This is a genomic window from Haloarchaeobius pelagicus (assembly GCF_051207375.1).
Classification (GTDB): Archaea; Halobacteriota; Halobacteria; order Halobacteriales; family Natrialbaceae; genus Haloarchaeobius.
Map to the genome: position 1 here is coordinate 903,474 of NZ_JBPJZD010000001.1, position 13,022 is coordinate 916,495.

Annotated in this window: 14 protein-coding genes; 8 read left to right on the forward strand and 6 right to left on the reverse strand. The window is 65.2% G+C overall.

Annotated features, from left to right (window positions below; all coding sequences use genetic code 11):
* Positions 1-24: 24 nt before the first annotated feature.
* Positions 25-576: a GMP synthase subunit A gene (locus tag ACSC1S_RS04730; protein ID WP_435317754.1), complete on the reverse strand. Its 552-nt coding sequence runs from the start codon at positions 574-576 to the stop codon at positions 25-27.
* Positions 577-728: 152 nt separating this feature from the next.
* Between ACSC1S_RS04730 and ACSC1S_RS04735 the strand changes: the two genes are divergently transcribed.
* A complete protein-coding gene (locus ACSC1S_RS04735; RefSeq protein ID WP_435317755.1) occupies positions 729-2,546 on the forward strand; it encodes an alkaline phosphatase D family protein in 1,818 nt (605 codons plus the stop codon).
* A gap of 55 nt (positions 2,547-2,601) precedes the next feature.
* Complete coding sequence (locus tag ACSC1S_RS04740; RefSeq protein WP_261650687.1) at positions 2,602-2,739, forward strand: hypothetical protein; 138 nt, start codon at positions 2,602-2,604, stop codon at positions 2,737-2,739.
* 89 nt (positions 2,740-2,828) lie between these two features.
* Here the strand turns inward: ACSC1S_RS04740 and ACSC1S_RS04745 are convergent, their stop codons facing one another.
* The 3 genes from ACSC1S_RS04745 to ACSC1S_RS04755 form a co-directional block, all read right to left on the reverse strand.
* On the reverse strand, positions 2,829-4,451 hold the full coding sequence (locus ACSC1S_RS04745; protein WP_435317756.1) for a TrkH family potassium uptake protein: 1,623 nt from the start codon (positions 4,449-4,451) through the stop codon (positions 2,829-2,831).
* A complete protein-coding gene (gene trkA, locus ACSC1S_RS04750) occupies positions 4,448-5,785 on the reverse strand; it encodes a Trk system potassium transporter TrkA (protein ID WP_435363373.1) in 1,338 nt (445 codons plus the stop codon). Before trkA ends, ACSC1S_RS04745 begins: the two co-directional genes overlap by 4 nt.
* A gap of 63 nt (positions 5,786-5,848) precedes the next feature.
* Positions 5,849-6,373: a type II toxin-antitoxin system RatA family toxin gene (locus ACSC1S_RS04755; RefSeq protein WP_435363374.1), complete on the reverse strand. Its 525-nt coding sequence runs from the start codon at positions 6,371-6,373 to the stop codon at positions 5,849-5,851.
* 152 nt (positions 6,374-6,525) lie between these two features.
* Here ACSC1S_RS04755 and ACSC1S_RS04760 point away from each other — a divergent pair, with 152 nt between their 5' ends.
* The 5 genes from ACSC1S_RS04760 (at position 6,526) to ACSC1S_RS04780 (ending at position 11,742) form a co-directional block, all read left to right on the forward strand.
* Positions 6,526-7,797, forward strand: coding sequence for a hypothetical protein (locus ACSC1S_RS04760; protein ID WP_435363375.1), 1,272 nt, complete (start codon positions 6,526-6,528; stop codon positions 7,795-7,797).
* 39 nt (positions 7,798-7,836) lie between these two features.
* Positions 7,837-8,571, forward strand: a complete 735-nt coding sequence (locus ACSC1S_RS04765) for an NAD(P)/FAD-dependent oxidoreductase (RefSeq protein WP_435363376.1) — start codon at positions 7,837-7,839, stop codon at positions 8,569-8,571.
* A gap of 364 nt (positions 8,572-8,935) precedes the next feature.
* A complete protein-coding gene (locus tag ACSC1S_RS04770; RefSeq protein WP_435363377.1) occupies positions 8,936-9,913 on the forward strand; it encodes a PQQ-binding-like beta-propeller repeat protein in 978 nt (325 codons plus the stop codon).
* 103 nt (positions 9,914-10,016) lie between these two features.
* Positions 10,017-11,210 (forward strand): bifunctional phosphopantothenoylcysteine decarboxylase/phosphopantothenate--cysteine ligase CoaBC, encoded by a 1,194-nt coding sequence (gene coaBC, locus ACSC1S_RS04775; RefSeq protein WP_435364586.1) that lies wholly within the window; start codon positions 10,017-10,019, stop codon positions 11,208-11,210.
* A 76-nt stretch (positions 11,211-11,286) separates the two neighbouring features.
* Positions 11,287-11,742 (forward strand): hypothetical protein, encoded by a 456-nt coding sequence (locus tag ACSC1S_RS04780; protein ID WP_435363378.1) that lies wholly within the window; start codon positions 11,287-11,289, stop codon positions 11,740-11,742.
* Positions 11,743-11,808: 66 nt separating this feature from the next.
* Here the strand turns inward: ACSC1S_RS04780 and ACSC1S_RS04785 are convergent, their stop codons facing one another.
* Complete coding sequence (locus ACSC1S_RS04785) at positions 11,809-12,207, reverse strand: hypothetical protein (protein WP_435363379.1); 399 nt, start codon at positions 12,205-12,207, stop codon at positions 11,809-11,811.
* 232 nt (positions 12,208-12,439) lie between these two features.
* Here ACSC1S_RS04785 and ACSC1S_RS04790 point away from each other — a divergent pair, with 232 nt between their 5' ends.
* A complete protein-coding gene (locus ACSC1S_RS04790; protein ID WP_435363380.1) occupies positions 12,440-12,610 on the forward strand; it encodes a hypothetical protein in 171 nt (56 codons plus the stop codon).
* Positions 12,611-12,631: 21 nt separating this feature from the next.
* Here ACSC1S_RS04790 and mnhG read toward each other — a convergent pair whose 3' ends face one another.
* Positions 12,632-13,021: a monovalent cation/H(+) antiporter subunit G gene (mnhG, locus tag ACSC1S_RS04795; RefSeq protein WP_435363381.1), complete on the reverse strand. Its 390-nt coding sequence runs from the start codon at positions 13,019-13,021 to the stop codon at positions 12,632-12,634.
* Position 13,022 lies beyond the last annotated feature (1 nt).

Sequence of the window (13,022 nt, forward strand, 5' to 3'; positions counted from 1 at the left end):
TCCGACTGCGGCCGAGAGGGAGCGCTACTGCTCGCAGAGGGAGACGAAATTCTCGAAGACCTCCTCGCCCTCGGCGGTGTGGGACACCTCGGGGTGCCACTGCACGCCGTAGAGGTCGCGGTCGGGGTCGGACATGGCTTCGACGCCACAGACGTCGCTCTTGGCGGTGATTGAGAAGCCCTCGGGGACCGCCTTCACCTCGTCGGCGTGGCTCGCCCACACACGCGTCTCGGGGTAGAGCGACCCGATGAGGGGGTCGTCCTCGTCGAGGATGTCGACGGTCACGTCGGCGTAGCCACCGTAGTCGCCGGAGCCGACCTCGCCGCCGAGTTCCTTCGCGATTATCTGCATGCCGAGACAGATGCCGAGGACCGGCACGTCCGCGTCGAGGTACTCGCCGGACTTCCCGCGGCGGTCCATCTCGGGACCCCCGGAGAGGACGATACCGTCTGCCTCGACCTCGCTCGGCGGTGTCTCGTTGTCTACGACCTCGCTCTCGACACCCATGTCCCGGAGCGCGCGGTGCTCCAGGTGGGTGAACTGCCCGTGATTGTCGACGACGACGATTCGCGTCATTACCGGCGGATTACGTGGCCGTGCTCAAAAACGGTCCGGAACAGGTCGCAGTTGTGCACGAACGGGCTGGTTCCGGGGAACCGGGTGGCCGACTGTGACGTTCACGCTGGCCGCGATAGCTTCAACACCCCGGGGAGGTAACCAACTGCCCAATGACCGACGAGGACGCCGGGCGCGTGGGTCCGGGCGACGACGGGGACGAGGGGGGCGGGAGCCGGTTCAACCGGCACGCGCCGAACTCGACCGACCACGACGAGTTACTGTCGCTGCTGTCGCGACACGACCTCGCGTTCGCCCGCGACCCGAAGGAGCCGGACGACCCGAGCGTCTTCGAGTTCGACCCGGACGCGGACGCAGACGAGACGTTCCCCCAGTCCATCGCCAGCGGCGGCCCGACGAGCGAGGGCGTCATCCTCTGGACCCGGATCGACCCGGACGTGTTCGACCACGACCTCCCGCTAGCCGTCGAGGTCGCGGACGACGAGGCGTTCACCGAGGTCGTCCACCGCGGCATCATCGACGACAGCGCGGCCATCGAGGCCCACGACTACACGGTGAAGGTCGACCTCGACGGGGTGCTCGATTCCTTCAGCGAGTACTTCTACCGGTTCGTCTACGGGACCACCGCGAGCCGGGTCGGACGCTGTCGCACCCTTCCGGCACCGGACGAGTCTCCCGAGGAACTCTCGCTGGCGGTGCTGACCTGCCAGAACTACCTCAACGGCTACTACCCGGCGTACCACTACATCGCCCAGGAGGACATCGACTTCATCGTCCACGTCGGCGACTTCATCTACGAATCGGCGGATGGCCACTTCAAGAGCCGGTTCGCCCCGGAGTATCCGGGGAGAGAGAAGGACTTCCCGAGCGGCTACAGCCTCGTCGAATCGCTGGAGGACTACCGCTACCTCTACCGCGTCTACAAGTCCGACGGGTACCTGCAGGAGGCGCTGGAACAGCACACCATCATCCCGGCGTGGGACGACCACGAGATCGCCAACGACGTGCACTGGGACTACGAGACGGACGCCCCGGCGGCCGACCATCCCCGCGGCGACGACCCGGAATTCATGACCCGGCTCGCCGCCGACGCGATGCACGCCTGGTGGGAGTACATGCCCGCCCGCATCGAGTACGACCACGGTGCCGACCGGCTCCAGGACCGCTTCCGGCTCTGGCGACGGTTCGACTTCGGTGACCTCGTCTCGCTGGTGATGACCGACGAACGCCTGTTCCGGACCGAAGAGCGCGACCTGCTGTTGCCGACCGAACGCGCGACTGCCCCCGAGCGGGAACCGCCGGACCGGACCATGCTCGGCCCGGCCCAGATGGAGTGGTTCCTCGAGCAGGTCGAGGAGACCCAGGAGCACTCGACCTGGACGCTCTGGTCCGACGAGGTGCTCACGCTCCCGTTCAAAGTCGGTGCTGGCCCCGCGACCCTCTACCCGGTGCAGGGCGGCTGGGACGGCTACCGGCGGGAGCGCCAGTACCTGATGAACGCGCTCGCCGCCCGCGACGTGGAGAACTTCGTCACCATCACCGGCGACATGCACTGCTACATCGCGGGCTACCAGCAGACCGAGTACCGGGATGCCCTGGACCACAAACTGGTCGGTCCCGTCGACGAGGACAAGCGCGTCGGCGTCGAGTTCATGACGCCCGCGCTGACGAGTCTGAACGTCGCCGAGGCGGTCGGCCTGACCGAGGGCCCACTGGCGAAACCGACCGAGCGCATCCTCCGGAAGGCGGTGACACTCCAGAACCCGCACATCGAGTTCTTCGACAGCCACCACTGGGGCTACTCCGTCGTCACGTTCACCGAGGACGACTGCACCTACGTCGGCTACAGCGTCGACAAGTCGGTGGACTCGCCGGACGCCCCGCGCGAGCTCATCACCGCCCAGCGGGTCCCAGAAGGGAAGACCCAGCTCGAAGACGTCACCGACGAGTACCGGTACGGCAAGCGCTGATCTCGGATGGCGAACGACCGGTGAAACTAAGCACCCCGCGAAAGTTCATGACGGTATGGAACTCCCTATCGACCTCGACCACCCGTCGTGGAAGTCGGCGGCCGGCGTTCTGGGCGGCTACGGTGCCATCCTCGCGCTCATGACGGTGCTGCTTTTCGGCCTCCCGCTGGCGCTGTTCATCGCGCTGGGCTGACCGCCTGACCGACACCACACGTCTTCTCACAACGCGAGCAATCAGGGGAGAAAGAGCGACGGCGTTCGATTGTGCTGCAGTCGCTCGGACTACGACCGCCAGTACGACCGCGTCAGCAACACCAGCACCGGGAATATCTCCAGGCGACCGATCCACATCAGTGCGACCATGAACAGCTTCGCCTCCGGCGTGAACGAGAGGTAGCTGCCCATCGGGCCGACCATCTGCAGCCCCGGCCCGATGTTCCCGAGCGTGGCGGCCACCGCGGTCATCGCCTCGATGACGGTGAGGGTCTCCGGGCCGCGAATCGAGGCGTCGGCGACCAGTACCAGCGTCGAGAGGAAGAACAACGCGAGGTACAACAGCGTGAACGCGTAGATGCCGCGTAGAGCGCGCTCGTCCAGCGACCGACCGCGCAGGCGGACCGGGCGGACCGCGTTCGGGTGCACCGTCGAGAACAGCTCGCGGCGGATGGACTTGAGGATGATGAGCCACCGGATTATCTTGATGGCACCACCGGTCGACCCGGCCGAGCCGCCGATGAACATCGCGATGACGAGGACGTACTGCGCCGGCCCGCCCCAGGCGTTGAAGTCCATCGTCGCGTACCCGGTGGTCGTGACGATGGAGACGATCTGGAACGTTGCATGGCGCAGGGCGGCCTCGATGTCACCTGTGACGGGGAACGTGTAGCCGAGGAAGGTCGGGTTCACGCCCTCGTACAGGCCCGTCTCGGCGGCAGTCGTCAGTCCGGGGTCCAGGAAGAGGAACGCCCCGAGGACGGCCGAGAGGACGGCGATGACGCCGGCGTAGAACCGGAACTCGGCGTCTTCGAGCAGCGGTTTGATGTCCCCGGTCGAGAGGTGCCAGAACAGCGCGAAGTTCGTCCCGGCAGCCATCATGAACGGGATGAACACCCACTGGACGATCTCCGCGAACGCCTCGATGGAGCGCGCCTCCGGCGAGAACCCGCCGGTCGCCATCGTGGTGAAGCCGTGGGCGATGGCGTTGTAGACGGTCATGTTCGGGGCCATGCCGAGCAGGTGCAGCCCGTAGAGGAGCGCCATCTCCAGCAGCGTGATGCCGGCGTAGATGACCCACAGGGCGCGGGCCGTCTCGGCGATGCGCGGCGTCAGTTTCTCGATGCCGGGGCCGGGTGCCTCGGCGTCCATCAGCTGTGCACCACCGACCGAGAGCTCGGGGAGGATGGCGACTGCGAGGACGACGATACCCATGCCGCCGAGCCACTGGGACTGCTGTCGCCACATCATCAGCCCCCGCGAGTGCGTCTCGAAGGAGATGTCGCCCATGACGGTCGCCCCGGTCGTCGTGAACCCGCTCATGGTCTCGAAGAACGCGTTCGAGGGGTGGTGCAGGGTGGAATCGATGAGGTAGAAGAACTGTCCGTTCTGGTAGGTCAACCCCTCCAGCATGTAGGGGATGGACCCAACCAGCGACACCGCGAACCACGTCATCGCGACCATCAGGAACCCCTCACGGGCCCCGAGGTCGGGGTCGGGGTCGAGCCGCTCCATGGCCGACCCGGCGACCACGGCGACGGTAGCGGTGACGAAGAAGGGCAGGATGTACGGGACGAACTGGTCACCGTACAGGAAGCCGGTGACGATGGGAACGATGAGTGCGACGGCGAGGTACTTCACGACCCGCCCGACCAGGCTCGTACTCGCGCGCCAGTCGACCTTCAGTCTCATAGTTTCGGGGCCACGTCGTCGAGGACGGTCGCGTCGAGGAAGACGACGATGTGGTCACCTGGTTCGACGACGGTGTTCCCACGTGGCGTGATGAGCTTGTCGCCGCGGGTGATGGCCCCGATGACGACGCCGCGGGGCAACTCACCCGCAACGTCGCGGATGGAGCGACCCGCCAGCAGGCTCTCGCCGTCGATCTCTATCTCGAGGACCTCTGCCCGGTCGGATTCGATGATGGCGACGTTCTCGGTGTGCTCCTCGCGGGTGAACCGCGTTATCTCCTCGGCGGTCACCTCGCGGGGGTTCACGGCCACGTCGACGCCGACCGCCTCGAACAGCTCGACGTAGTTGCCGTTCTCGACGATGGCGACGGTCCGGCGCGCGCCGAGCCGTTTCGTGAGCAGCGAGACGAGGAGGTTCTTCTCGTCGGACTCCAGCGCGGAGACGACGAGGTCGGCGTCGTGGATGTTCTCCTCGACGAGGAAGTCCATGTTCGTCGCGTCGTTCTCGAGGACGATGGTGCCGGGCAGTTCGTCCGCGAGGACGCGGGCGCGCTCGGGGTCGTGCTCGATGAGCCGGGGCGTGACCCCGCGTGCCTCGAACAGTCGAGCGACCTGGTAGCCGATCTCGCCGCCGCCGATGATGAACACCTCGTCGGCGGAGTCGAGCGTACTCCCGGGGGTGAGCGAGGTCGCGAACTTGCGGACGCTTTCGGGACTCCCGATGACGATGACCTGGTCGCCGGGTTCGATGACCGTCTCACCGCGTGGGATGGTCACGTCGCCGTTGCGGATGATGGCCGCGAACGTCAGCGACTCGAACCGGTCGGCGTTCTGGACGGTCTGGTTGGCGACCGTCGATTCCTCCTCTATCTCGAACTGCGCCATGCGGACGCGCCCGTTCGCGAAGGAGTCGACGTCCTGCGCGCCGGGAAGACCCGCGATGCGGACGACGGACTGGGCGGTCAGCAGGTCGGTACAGACCATGAAGTCGACGCCGAAGGCACCTTTCGACCCCTGCCAGGTGTTGAGGAAGTCGGTCTTCTTCACCCGGGCGATGGTGAACGGGTCGCCGCAGGTCTTGGCGGTCGAACACGCGACGATGTTCGCCTCGTCGCGGTCCGTACTGGCGATGAGCATGTCGGTCTCCTCGATGCCCGCCTCCTTGAGGGTCGACAGCGACGTCCCGTCGCCTTCGATGGGCAACACGTCGAGTTCGTAGGTGAGTGATTCGACGCGGTCACCGTCCGTGTCGATGACGACGACTTCGTGACTTTCGGACAGGCTCGCGGCGATGTTCGAACCCACCTCTCCGGCTCCGATGACGATTACACGCATAGAGACTGGTCTCGTTGGATAGACGGCGGTTGACAGGGGGAGAACAAGAGGATTGTTATTCGGTTACTCCGCCGCTGTCGAAATCTCCAGGTCGACGGCGCGGCGCTGCCCTTCGAGGTCGGCGACGATGCGCTCGACGATGCGCCGCGCCTCCTTCTTTATCTTGGGCTTGACCTTCTCGATGACCCACGCCAGCGAGACGAACCGCGGGATGTCGATGTTCCCGGCGTGCGCCGAGTCGGGGTCGTAGGTGACGAGGAAGGTGACCGCCGAGGCGGGCGTGTCCTCGTCGGGTGCCTTCTCGGGAACGGACTCGACCGACCACTGTCCGGTCGCGTCGATGTCCTTGATGATCTTCCAGTCGATGACGTTCGGCGGGTCGACGCCGGTCACCTCCGACCGTGCCGTGTAGGTGAGCTTCCACCACGCGAAGTGAAGGTCGTAGCGGGTGCCGGGCGAGCCGTCGCCATCCTGGGTAACCTTCTTCAGGTACTTCGAGTAGCGAGCGTACCGGGGGAAATCGAGCAGGAACTCGTAGACCTCCTCGGGGGGCAGGTAGATGACCGTCGTAACCTCGACTCGTTCCACAGCCGTGGTACTCTCACTCACCACGTAAGCCTTTCCGTCGTCGCAGTCACTCGGTCCGCACCCATTATTTCTCAAGCAACGGACCTCATTCCACTTGTTTCCTAGTGAAAAGATTCATTATATTTCGGTTAGAAAACCCGTGGAAGGAGACCATGGGAATCAACCGAAGGGGGACGGCGGTGCTGCTCGGGTGTCTCGTCTGCGCGCTCGTGGTGACACCGGTTGCCGGAGCCACAGACGTGGGTACAAGAACGACCGAGAACGCAGCGGTGAGCTATTCGATATCCGTCACGGCCGGCAACGCGAGCCCGGGCGAGACGGTGACCGTCGAACTGACCGTCACGAACGAGGGGAGTGCCGTGGCGGAGTCGGTCCGCGCCGAGGCGCACCTCAGGCGGCCGGGTGAGCAAGCCCCGGTCGACTGGCAGGTGGTCGACCACACCGACGCTGGCGCCCGGTTCGGCGACCGTGGAATCGTCTGGCTGTGGGAGTCGCTCGACCCCGGCCAGACCGTCACCACGGCCGTGACATTGCAGGTGCCAGCCAACGCCAGTGCTGGAGAGGTGACGGTCTCGGGACGGGTCAGCGACCGGAGCCGGAACCAGGCGATGACGGAGACGACGCTCGTGGTCGAGGAAGCCGACGACGGGGACGGGACTGACGGCGGCGACGAGTCGGACGACAGTGACGGCTCAGATGACGGTGATGGTTCGGATGGCGGTGACGATTCGGATGGTGATGACGGCTCAGACGACACCGAGGATGGCACCGGCAGCGACGACAGCGACAACGCCGACGACGGTGACAATTCCGACGACAGTGACTCCGACGACGGTGACTCCGGCGGGCTCCAGCCCGGTGACGGTGAGGACGAGTCCAGCGACGACTCCGGGACGGGAGGCGACGGTGGGTCAGGCGAAGACGAAACGACGGACACCGGGAGCGACGGGTCCACCGATGCTGGGGATAGCGAGAACACGAAAGACGGCGGCGAGAAACAGACCGAGACCGACTCGAACACCACCGACGAGGGAACGTCGACACCCCAGGAAACGTCCACCGAATCGGAGTCCACTGGCGAGTCGTCAAGTGAAGACTCGTCCGGTGACGACGCCGACAGCCAGTCGACCGCCGACGGACGTGAGTCCAAACAGGCGAGCGACGGCGGGACCGACACCGCGGCTGCCGACGAGAAACCCGGTGACTCGACGGGGAGCGAAGCACGCGACGAAGACACTGCGGACACGTCGGCGACCCAGGGTAGCACCGTCATCGACAACCAGGAGGACTCGGTCGAGTTCCTCTCGCTCTTCGACCCGTTCGCGACGCCGGTCGAACACCCCGAGACCCAGGATTTCAACGGCGTGTTCGGCCTGGTGTCGTTCATCTGCATGGGGACGCTCGTGGCCCGCCGAATCCAGTGAAGAGCACGACTTTTGTAGGAGTGTGGCCGACGTTCGGCTATGGACTGTGACGTCTGTATCGTCGGCGGTGGCGTCGCCGGCCTCAGTGTCGGTATCTTCACCGCCCGTGCCGGACTCGACACGCTGGTCGTCAACGACGGCGAACCGATCCTCTACCGCAACGCCCACCTGGAGAACTTCCCCGGCTTCCCCGAGGGCGTGGATGCGCGCCGGTTCCACCAGCAGACCCGCGCCCAGGCGGGCAACGCCGGCTGTGAGTTCCTCACCGGCCGGGTCACCGACGTGGCTGGTGCCCTCGACTCCGGGTTCACCGTGACGGTGGACGACGACGCCGAACTCACTGCGGGGCGAATCGTCGCCGCCTCGTGGGCTGATTCCTCCTACCTCGACGGCCTCGGTGTCGAGGCCGAACAGCGCGGGAGCAAGACGTTCCTGGAGGTCGACCACGCGGGCCGGACGAACGTCGAGGGTATCTACGCCGCCGGCCGCCTCGCAGACCAGTACCACCAGGCCATCGTCTGCGCCGGCCACGGCGCGACCGTCGGCCTGACCATCGTCCACGAGTCCGACGTGAACTTCTACCACGACTGGGTGACGCCGCGGGGCTACTTCACTGGCCGCGACCGTGACGTGCCGCCGGGCTGTGAGGAGATAGACGACGAGGAGCGTCTGGCTCGCGACTCGGCCGCCCGTGACGCGAACCGCGCCTACGCCGAGCCGCTGGACGACGAGCCGCGGATGCACCCGAGCGTCGACCCAGAGAATCTGGATTGAGCGACAGTATCTGATTCGGAACCACTCGAGAATATTTAGTTCAGAAACCAGCCGACTGCGAGGTTTTACTCGCCTGATGTTTGTGTAATTGATAATAAAGACCTTAGTTCAATAGCCAAAAAACATCACCACAATGGCTTCCGTGTCCCGCCGGGGCCTACTGGCCCTCCTCGGCGCAAGCAGCCTCTCGGGGTGTGTCTCTCCCACCTCGTTCCTCTCGTCCAACTCGGCTCCAGATTCGCTCCCGTTCGAACAGTGTCAGGACTCCACGGTCTGGCCAACATTCCAGGGTTCACCCCAGCGCACAGGGCAGACCGAGATATCCGTCGGAGAGGAACTACGCCTCGTGTCTCACGACGGTACGGTGGAATCACTCTACGGTACCGGAGCGGCAGTAGCCACAGACGAACACGTTTTCTGGCACCAGTTTCAAGACAGGACGATCTACCGGACCCACATATCGACGGGTCATACAGACGCTCTCTCGCTGGATCATGCGGCGAGAGTCGGACCGGTACTCGGGTGTGGACGACTCGGTGTGCACACCAATGCTGGCCTGCTATGGGTCGATATCGATGCGTGGGAGGTCGTCGGGAAGACCCCGACGGCATCACCGCACACCGGGACCCTCGTGGATGAGATGCTCGTCTATATACCCGGCATCGACGGCGGTCTGCAATCCTACTCGGTCGAGTCCGGTGACCAGCGATGGGCAGTCGAGGGCAACCGATTGATTACGGGAGTTAGCAGTTCGAACGAGGCGGTCTATCTCGTCGATGCGAATTCGGAGGGGGGCGAAGTCGTTGCAATCGAGAAATCGAGTGGAAACGTTCGGTGGCGCACCGGCGTCGTTGGCGAGACGTACACCACTCCCGTCCTCGGCACACACGTCTTCGTTCGAGACAACAGCGGCGTTCTCCACGCCCTTACAAAAGACACCGGAGAGCGAGTATGGCGTACGCAGTCGAAGACGACCGACCCCTACACGGTCCCCGCGTACAGGGATGAGACGGTCTACGTCCCTGATGAGAAGACCGGGACGGTCACCGCTCTGGACGCGACAACGGGGGAGCAGGTGTGGCGGACACAGATTCCCACTGGTGACGAAAGGAAGGAACGAGCGACAACGCTCTCCGCACCCCTCTGTACCCCGGATTCGGTGCTCGTCGGTGCGTCGCCAGGGGGGGTGGTCGTCCTCTCGGCGGAGACGGGCGACAAGCGGTGGCAAAATACGACGTACGCGTTCGATTCGAACCTCGTCGCAACCGGAGATTCGATATACGGTCTAGCGACCGACGGTATTGTCGAGGCGACACCGTTCCCAGAATCTCATGACGACTGAACTTGATGCGTAGCGAGGTGGGAACGAAGATGTTTGTGACCTCGGTTCGCGACACGCGACCGACACACCCGTAACCCATGCGCCCGAACCGGGAGCCATGAGCATGCTCGACGGTGTGAACGTCGCCCTCGGCGTGACGGGCTCCATCGCGGCCGTGAAGACGGTCGAGCTGGCCCACGAGTTGCGTCGACGGGGGGCCGAGGTCAGGGGAGTGATGACGAACAGTGCGCAGGGCATCATCCACCCCTGGTCGGTCGAGTTCGCGACCGACAACGAGGTGGTCACAGAGATCACGGGCAAGGTCGAACACGTCGCGTTGTGTGGGAGGGACGAGTGGGCAGACGTGCTCCTCGTGGCACCCGCCACCGCCAACACGGTTGGGAAGATCGCCCACGCCGTGGACGACACGCCCGTGACGACCTGCGCGACGACCGCCATCGGGGCCGGCGTTCCGGTCGTGGTCGCCCCCGCGATGCACGAGCCGATGTACGACCATCCTGGGGTTCTGGAAGCTATCGAGAAGCTGGAGTCGTGGGGCGTCGACTTCGTGGCTCCCCGCATCGAGGAGGAGAAGGCGAAGATAGCCACCGAGGACGCCATCGCCCTCGCGGTCGCCCGCGCGTCGGGTGAGTCGCCCCTCGCTGGCATGGAGGTCGTCGTCACCAGCGGCGCGACCGCCGAATCCGTGGACCCGGTCCGCCTCCTGACGAACCGGTCTTCGGGGAAGATGGGCCGCGCGGTGGCACGAGCCGCCTACGTCCTGGGTGCCGACGTGACGCTGGTCCACGCGACGGTCGGGCCGCACCCGCTGACCAGTGGCTCCGATGTTTCGGACGTACCCTACGCCGACCTCGTCTCGGTCGAGAGCGCGGGCGAGATGCTGGATGCGACGCTCGACGCCTGCGAGACCGCTGACGCGCTGGTCTCGGTCGCGGCCATCAGCGACTACACCGTCGAGCAGAGCGACGAGAAGATTCGCTCCGGGCAGGAGGAACTCACCCTGTCGCTCACGCCGACACCGAAGCTCATCGACACGGTTCGCGAGGAGTATTCGGAGATGCGCATCGTCGGCTTCAAGACCGAAACGAGTGGGGAGGACGAGAAGATGGTCGAGGCCGCCCGGCAGACGCTGGACCGGGCTGGACTGGCGTTCGTGGTGGCCAACGATGCGAGCGTCATGGGCAGCGACGAGACGCGGGCGCTGCTGGTGCACCAACAGGCCTATTCTGAATATCGGGGCGAGAAGGAGGACCTCGGGCTGGAGGTCGCGAAGGCGCTGGCGGCGACGCTGTCCTGACGGGTGGAGTCCGTCGGGTGAAACTCTCGTTGCAGCTTCGACAGTACTTTTGACAGTTCCGAGAGCAGTTCTCGATATGAATCGCCGGGCGGTCCTCGCAGGTGTCTGCTCACTCGCGACGGTCGGAGCGGGCTGTCTCTCGATTCCCGCCGACCGCGACCCCGAGTTCACCGTCGAGAACCCACCGGCGTGGCTCCAGACGGCCGACGCCTGTCACCCCGAGGAGCGCATCGCGATGCTCGACGTCGCGGGGCCGAGCGGGTCGGCCGGCGGGTCGACTGCGGTGGTGAACTACGGCGAGTTGCGCGAGGAGTCACAACTCGTCTTCAGGTTCGGCGTCCGGCACGGGGGCGCAGTCACCTGTCACGATTCGGGTGCGAACGCGTTCTCGACGCTACTGGGCGACGTGATGGAGAATGCGCTTGGCCCGTATCGGGAAGAACACCTCTACGGAGCGGACGCTGTCGCTATCCGGGGACTGGAAGGCTTCTACGGTATCGAGTTGCAGGTGTACGACCAGGTGCTCCCGTGAGGGGGTGCCGCGAATCGGCCTGCGGGTGACGACACACCAGCAATCGGCAGCAGCGACCCGCCGACCTCAACACCCCTCGATACCGAACTCGTACTCGTCGATACCATGGTGTGCGAACGGCCCGAACCGAAGTTCTGTCTTCCCCGACTCGGCGGGGACTTCTCGCGAGAACTCTTCTCTGCCGTCTATCGAGTCGACGTACCCGGTGACGGTGGCGGGTGACCCGGTGTCGTTCCGGACGGCCACGACGACGTAGTCGTCCGTCGCCGCCGGCGCGGGTGTGGTTGTGTCCGTCCCGGCTGTTCCGGACGTCGCAGTGTCGGTCTCCGCTGGGACGACCGTTGCGTCGACGACCTCGGCCTCGGCGCAGTTCGGTCCGGAGTCACCGCCGATGCCAGCCTGTAGGCAGCCGGAGAGTCCGACGGTGCTGGCGAGGCCAGCTGCGATAACACTGCGTCGGTCCATGGAAACACATCAGAAACAGAGTATAAAGTGTCTTGTGTGCAGTCGGCGGCACGAACGGTCGCGACGACAAGATTGTAGGAAAGGCGACACAGCAAGAACAGTTAGTTGGACGTGAATCGACAGGAACTGGTATGAGCGAGGGAGGCGCGTTCGGGAGCTGGTACGACCATGGACAGCCCGGCCATGGCGAAGTTCCCACCTGTGATGGTGACCGTCTACGGGGAGGCCCAGCATGAGTGGGGTCGACACGACGAAGCTGGCGCTTCGTGGGGTCGGCGCAGTCCTGGTAGTCTCCGGAATCCGTATCCTGACCGAGTTCACGGTCGGGTACGCGCCCTCGGACTGGCTCACCACGGTGCTGTTCTTCGGCATTCTCGCCGGGTACTACTCCGTCGAAGGATGAGTGCGGGAAACGCGCGGGCGGTCAGTCGTCGGCCGTCCCGGGCGACTCGCCGTCTCCGGCGCGGTCGGTGTCGATACCGGCTCCTTCGATGGGCCACCCGACCTCCTCCATGAAGTCGATGCCCATCTTGCGGGCCGACCGGGATATCATGTGCGCGCCGGTCGGGGCGGTCAGGAACAGGAACAGGATGCCAACGAGCGATTCGAGGCCGACGCCCTGGCCGCCGAAGTAGACGAACCCGGCGAGGAACATCGAGGCCGCGCCGAGGGTGGTCGACTTGCTGGTGGCGTGCATCCGGTTGTACACGTTCGGCAGCCGGATGAGGCCGATGGTCCCCACGAGCAGGAAGAAACTGCCCACGAGGACGAGCGCTGCGACGACGCCGTACTGGATGGTTTCTGCGAGCGCCATG

Coding starts and splice junctions, on each gene's coding strand:
- ACSC1S_RS04730 (WP_435317754.1), bottom strand. CDS start 576: ATGACGCGAATCGTCGTCGTCGACAATCACGGGCAGTTCACCCACCTG.
- ACSC1S_RS04735 (WP_435317755.1), top strand. CDS start 729: ATGACCGACGAGGACGCCGGGCGCGTGGGTCCGGGCGACGACGGGGAC.
- ACSC1S_RS04740 (WP_261650687.1), top strand. CDS start 2,602: ATGGAACTCCCTATCGACCTCGACCACCCGTCGTGGAAGTCGGCGGCC.
- ACSC1S_RS04745 (WP_435317756.1), bottom strand. CDS start 4,451: ATGAGACTGAAGGTCGACTGGCGCGCGAGTACGAGCCTGGTCGGGCGG.
- trkA (WP_435363373.1), bottom strand. CDS start 5,785: ATGCGTGTAATCGTCATCGGAGCCGGAGAGGTGGGTTCGAACATCGCC.
- ACSC1S_RS04760 (WP_435363375.1), top strand. CDS start 6,526: ATGGGAATCAACCGAAGGGGGACGGCGGTGCTGCTCGGGTGTCTCGTC.
- ACSC1S_RS04765 (WP_435363376.1), top strand. CDS start 7,837: ATGGACTGTGACGTCTGTATCGTCGGCGGTGGCGTCGCCGGCCTCAGT.
- coaBC (WP_435364586.1), top strand. CDS start 10,017: ATGCTCGACGGTGTGAACGTCGCCCTCGGCGTGACGGGCTCCATCGCG.
- ACSC1S_RS04780 (WP_435363378.1), top strand. CDS start 11,287: ATGAATCGCCGGGCGGTCCTCGCAGGTGTCTGCTCACTCGCGACGGTC.
- ACSC1S_RS04785 (WP_435363379.1), bottom strand. CDS start 12,207: ATGGACCGACGCAGTGTTATCGCAGCTGGCCTCGCCAGCACCGTCGGA.
- ACSC1S_RS04790 (WP_435363380.1), top strand. CDS start 12,440: ATGAGTGGGGTCGACACGACGAAGCTGGCGCTTCGTGGGGTCGGCGCA.
- mnhG (WP_435363381.1), bottom strand. CDS start 13,021: ATGGCGCTCGCAGAAACCATCCAGTACGGCGTCGTCGCAGCGCTCGTC.